Annotated in this window: 4 protein-coding genes; 2 read left to right on the forward strand and 2 right to left on the reverse strand. The window is 37.4% G+C overall.

Going from position 1 to position 5,077, the window contains the following annotated elements; all coding sequences use genetic code 11:
- Positions 1 to 120 precede the first annotated feature (120 nt).
- Positions 121 to 1,014 (reverse strand): hypothetical protein, encoded by an 894-nt coding sequence (locus tag RAO94_12820; protein ID MDP8323223.1) that lies wholly within the window; start codon positions 1,012 to 1,014, stop codon positions 121 to 123.
- A gap of 1,477 nt (positions 1,015 to 2,491) precedes the next feature.
- On the opposite strand from RAO94_12820, the gene RAO94_12825 reads away from it, so the two are divergent.
- The gene (locus tag RAO94_12825; protein ID MDP8323224.1) at positions 2,492 to 2,947 is read left to right on the forward strand and encodes a hypothetical protein; all 456 of its coding nucleotides are present in this window, start codon (positions 2,492 to 2,494) and stop codon (positions 2,945 to 2,947) included.
- Between the two features lie 357 nt (positions 2,948 to 3,304).
- Here RAO94_12825 and RAO94_12830 read toward each other — a convergent pair whose 3' ends face one another.
- Complete coding sequence (locus RAO94_12830) at positions 3,305 to 4,171, reverse strand: metallophosphoesterase (GenBank protein MDP8323225.1); 867 nt, start codon at positions 4,169 to 4,171, stop codon at positions 3,305 to 3,307.
- A 176-nt stretch (positions 4,172 to 4,347) separates the two neighbouring features.
- Here RAO94_12830 and RAO94_12835 point away from each other — a divergent pair.
- Positions 4,348 to 5,077, forward strand: a 730-nt coding sequence (locus RAO94_12835; protein ID MDP8323226.1) for a hypothetical protein, incomplete at its 3' end; no start/stop codon positions are given.

Here is a 5,077-nt window from a genome sequence, read left to right on the forward strand (position 1 = left end):
CTGCCGGATAGTTTTGAACTGGATATGAACGAGAAATTCTTCACCATCATCAATGACTGCAAAAATGATGGAGCAGCATTCCTTTATTCAGATTGATCAAATACCTGCTCCTGTCTTAAGTCAATCTACTTCGACTTCTGGTACATTAACATGTAAAATAGTATATCCCACTGTGATATAATCCTGCCAGAAATTATAAATGTCCACTATCTCTAATGCTGGAGGAGCATCCCAGTCTGCCAATACTATGTCAAATGTTGAACCTGATAATAAGTTTACACTTGCACCTGGTCTAAGGCTATTAGGATTTATATAGCCATGATCTATATTATTTTTAGATTCATTTTTTTCTGTTTTTTTTAAATTATGTTTATTGATATTTTGCTGTATCTCTTCTTCCGTCAAATAGGCAGATGACTTCAATTTGACTGGAATTCTTATCATTTCTTTTTTCCCAGGATATTCCGTTATATTTTCATAGTGAATTGATTCTGTAAAAGAATATATATCTAAAGTCTCAAAATAGTACGGATATAGCCGTCCATCTGGTCCTAATATTTTCCGTTCAATTTTTACAAATATCCCGTAACGAAGAGGATAATCACCTCTGGGATTGTCATTACTCAGAATCAGATCATGATCTCTCACTATTGCTTCAACTCCCGGATGGTCTTTATTGTAAGATTTATATACCTGCTCAATTCTTTCCCTGGTAACAGTGTGTAAAAGGTAGGGCAGGTTATATAAACCGGCTAATACCGGGTCAGAAACAGCAAATTTAAGATTTTCTACATTCTTCTCAGTATCAACTTCAAAATGAACAACTACATTAACAGTATCACCATAACCATATTCCTCTTGAGAGAACTCAATTTCTACATGAATCAATCCATCAAATAAAGTCTTTACTTTACTAAGTTCTTCTTCAAATGACGGATAATTCCTATTGGGTTGACTGGCATTCAGTAATAAAATACTGAATAATAGAATTAAAATTATAAATATCCTTTTCATTTTTCCTCCTGTAATTTTAATAGGTTTACGGTTTGTGCTCAATTTACTATTTTCATATGAGCTTTTTATTTCCGAACCTTTTTTTTAAACCTATATGATTTAGCTGCCTGTTCTTCTCTAGGGTTCAGGCAGCGATTTCATTTTTATGAAGTGAAGATTAATACACTAATCTTCCAGTATGGCTTCAGGAATTGAAGCCGAAAAGTCAGCCGAATTTAAAACAGTCTCCCAGAATAATCTGCACAAAGTGTTTTGCTGCGTATAATAATAATGACCTATATATATATATATATATAGCGATTTAGCAAATTCATTATCCGGCAGCTAAACACAATCATAATCAATATTTCCTCTTAGTTATTTACATATTCATTATCAAATTCAAATATGGAACATCAGCTTAAATGCTGTCAAGAAAAATCTACTCCTGAAAGTGATATATGTACTACATAACCATCAATATTGAAATCCATTAATATTTACTCTGAAAACTCAATATTATTCCCCCTCTCAATATGAGAAGATGTATGAAGATGAATACCTTCCGGCAAAAAAAATATATTATTCAGCAACGAACAATTACAAACAAAACGAACTGAAAAGCACCCCACTAAGCAGCAGTTTTGAACGGTACTCCGGACAAGACTCCTGGCGACCGTTAATTTCTACCTTAATCCCTGAATACAATCAACCCCTGTCATCCATCCGGTATGTATCTTATATTAAGTTCGTTTTGTTCGTCTTGTTCGTTGCTCAATTTCTTATTACCGCTATGGCTGATTACATTTATATCCCTCCATTCACCAATCACCTATTTTCCCAATCACCCCTAAAAATTACATTATCAGTGCATATCCGTCTAATCCGCCTAATCCGTGTTCCATTCTTTATTCTTATATTAAATTCGTCTTGTTCGTTGCTTTAAATTTCTTTATTCTCAAATTACATTACATTTAATTTTACATTCTTGTCCGCCTTGGGTGGACTTGTCCGCCTTGGGTGGACTTGTCCGCTGTGGCGGATTTGTCAGCCTATGGCTGATTACATTTTCAATTTTACATTATTCCCCCTCATCGATCTCTGTGCCTCTGTGGTAAAATCTTTCTTTATATTACAAAATATACCAATCGTATTATCATATCAAAAACATTTTAATTTCCATAACCCATTTAATGCAGAGATTTTCTTCCAAATTTCACTATTAATCGCTTAATTAACTATATATTAGTATCTTAACATATAATCGTGTCTCTGACTCTTTTCCCTGTACCCTCCCTGTGGGTTCCCTGTGGCCATACGGATGTTCTAACGTAATTATAATTCACTTACAGCAATAGATTAATACCTGTGTTCTGATATTATAAATCCCAATAATGATAATTACCTTCCAGGTTTATCAGCCGAATAATAGAAAATTACTTTACCTTGTTTCATGATTTATTTAAATGGAAATAGAAATAAATCTAAAGAGGTGAACATGAAAAAGATTATAATAGTAGCAATACTGATCATTGCCTGCGGGTTATTACAGGCAAAGCAGATCAAGAATTTTGACGAGTTAATGGAAGCCCTGCGACAAGGAGAAGATGCCAGTCTGGTAATTGAATATGGCAATTGCAAACTGATCTCAGATAATGAAGAATCCACAGCCCCAAATGCTATAGGCGGTATGCCCATAGATGTCTGGGAATATTTTGCACCTATTTCAATTGGCAATCCTCAGGCTTTTGTAGTTTGCTCTCAAACCAAGCTCATCAATCTGGGTGGCTTCGTGTATAATTATGCCAAACTAAAGATAAGTGCTGATAACTCAGTAGTTCTCACTGCTCAATATGTTCTGCCGGATAGTTTTGAACTGGATATGAACGAGAAATTCTTCACCATCATCAATGACTGCAAAAATGATGGAGCAGCATTCCTTTATTCAGATTGATCAAATACCTGCTCCTGTCTTAAGTCAATCTGCTTCGCATCTTAACTCAATACCCGCAACTTTCACAAAAATTTCAGCAGAACTACTGTTCCATTTCCGCCCTTAAGGAGGAACAACAAAGCACGTAGTAACAAAAAAATGTCACTATGTGCTTTGTTGTTCCCCCTTAAAGGCAGTTTAGGGCTTTGGGGATGGTGGATATGATTCATATCTTATTAATTTATATGGAGATATGTGCTTTTTATTAGATATTTATTTGTATCTTTTGGGTGAAATCAGGGTGGTGGAGCAATTTTTGGGAAAATTGGGGTTACATTTATTGATTTTCGTGATTTTTCTGGTTAAACGTTTTATTTGTTATAGGATTTCTCTCAGGCTCATTTCTGGGTTTTCCAGATCGAAGCGGATGAGTGCCATTTTGGGGAGAATTGCCGAGGCATTGAACATTACGGTTTTTCCTAAAGTGTCCTGCCATGATCCTGTGATACTTGTGGATTCGTGCACATGCCCGTGGATAGATATGTGCGGCTGACGTCTGCTGATGAAATCGCGGATGGCAATACTGCCAATGTGGACATCTAAAGGTGCATAATCTATCATTTTGCCATCTAAGGCAGCACGATCAAGCAGGGTTTTATAGGGTGGAGAATGGAACAGGCAGATATAGTGCGACAGATCTTCTGCTGTAAATAACTGCTCCAGGTCGCGTTTGATAGTACCCCACTCAAGCTCCAGTTTATCTACTTCTACAGTGTGGAAACCATCCAATGGTGATGTGGCACCCACATCCACATAGCGTGAGACGTCATATTTTTCCCAGTCTTTCATCCGAAAAGGTGTGGGGGGCACAAAGGAATACCCGCAAACATTGTAATTACCCCATTTAAGGCAGCGGTTATGAGCGTAATGCCATAATCCCTGATCTTCAAGTTTTTTACATGCCTCTTCCAGGTAACGGGGATCGTCATTACCCAGTATCACAAATATCTCGGGATAATCATCAGCCAGCTTTTCACGCAGTTGATTCAGATTTTGCTGGATAAATCCCAGGATAAATTCCTCCAGGTCTTCACCCAGATGAGTCCGGTAATAGCCACCCGTTATATCACCAGCTATGAACACAGCTTCCGGTTTATCAGTTTCTATAACTGCAAAAAGCTTACTATATGACTTCAGATTGCCATGCAGATCAGAAACTGCCAGACAGTTATGTTTTTTATCCATTTTCCAACCCTTAATATTTATCTATAGAATATAATATATACTTCTTATCAAATGTCAAGGTAAATGCGAAACTGTTCAATTTCCACCAGCTAAGAGTGTGGGGAATTTTTACCCGATTTTACTTTACAATAATATTAAGGTTCTGGATTAGTGGCTCATTAAACAAGGAGTGTTATATGCGGAGTATGCATGAATTGAACAGGCGGATATTACAGTATGCTGAGCAGGGACTTTCACGCAGGGCATTTCTGGAATCCATCTCACAGGAATTGATCAGCTATGTTGACTGTGATGCTTTAGAATTGCGGTTGGCAGATGAGAATTTGCAGTATGTGTGGCATTATGGATCAGACGGTTCAGCACGATTTTCAGAAGCTGGTTTTCAGATATCTTCTGAGCCTGGCATGATACCTTGTCTGGAAAACGGCGGTTCAGAAGAGCTGGTATGTGTTGATCTTTTCCGCAGGCGTTATAACCAGGAACTTAATTATTATTACTACACTCCGAGTATTTTGATAGCAGATGCCTGGCGGGATAGACGGTATTTGGATGCTGAGGGTGTATCTCTGGGCGAAAGAACGGGATATGGTTCGCTTTTTTATCTATCCTTTTCTACTAATGAAAATATTCCAGGTTTACTGATTTTCAAAAAGAAGGAAAATTACATTATCAATCGAGATGAAGTATCCAGTTATGAAAATCTTGCCCAAACCCTGGGTATAGCTATAGCTTTTCGGCGCTCGCAATTTGCTTTGGGAGAACGGGTGAAAGAACTCACCTGCCTGCATTCTATCAGCAACCTTCTGCATGATGTGGAACTGGAGATGGATGAGACCTTTCAGAAATTGGTGATGATGATCCCTGAATCATTTCAGTATCCTGCTGAAACCGGCTGCTGCATTAAAA

The sequence above is a fragment of the Candidatus Stygibacter australis genome (assembly GCA_030765845.1).
Classification (GTDB): Bacteria; Cloacimonadota; Cloacimonadia; order Cloacimonadales; family TCS61; genus Stygibacter; species Stygibacter australis.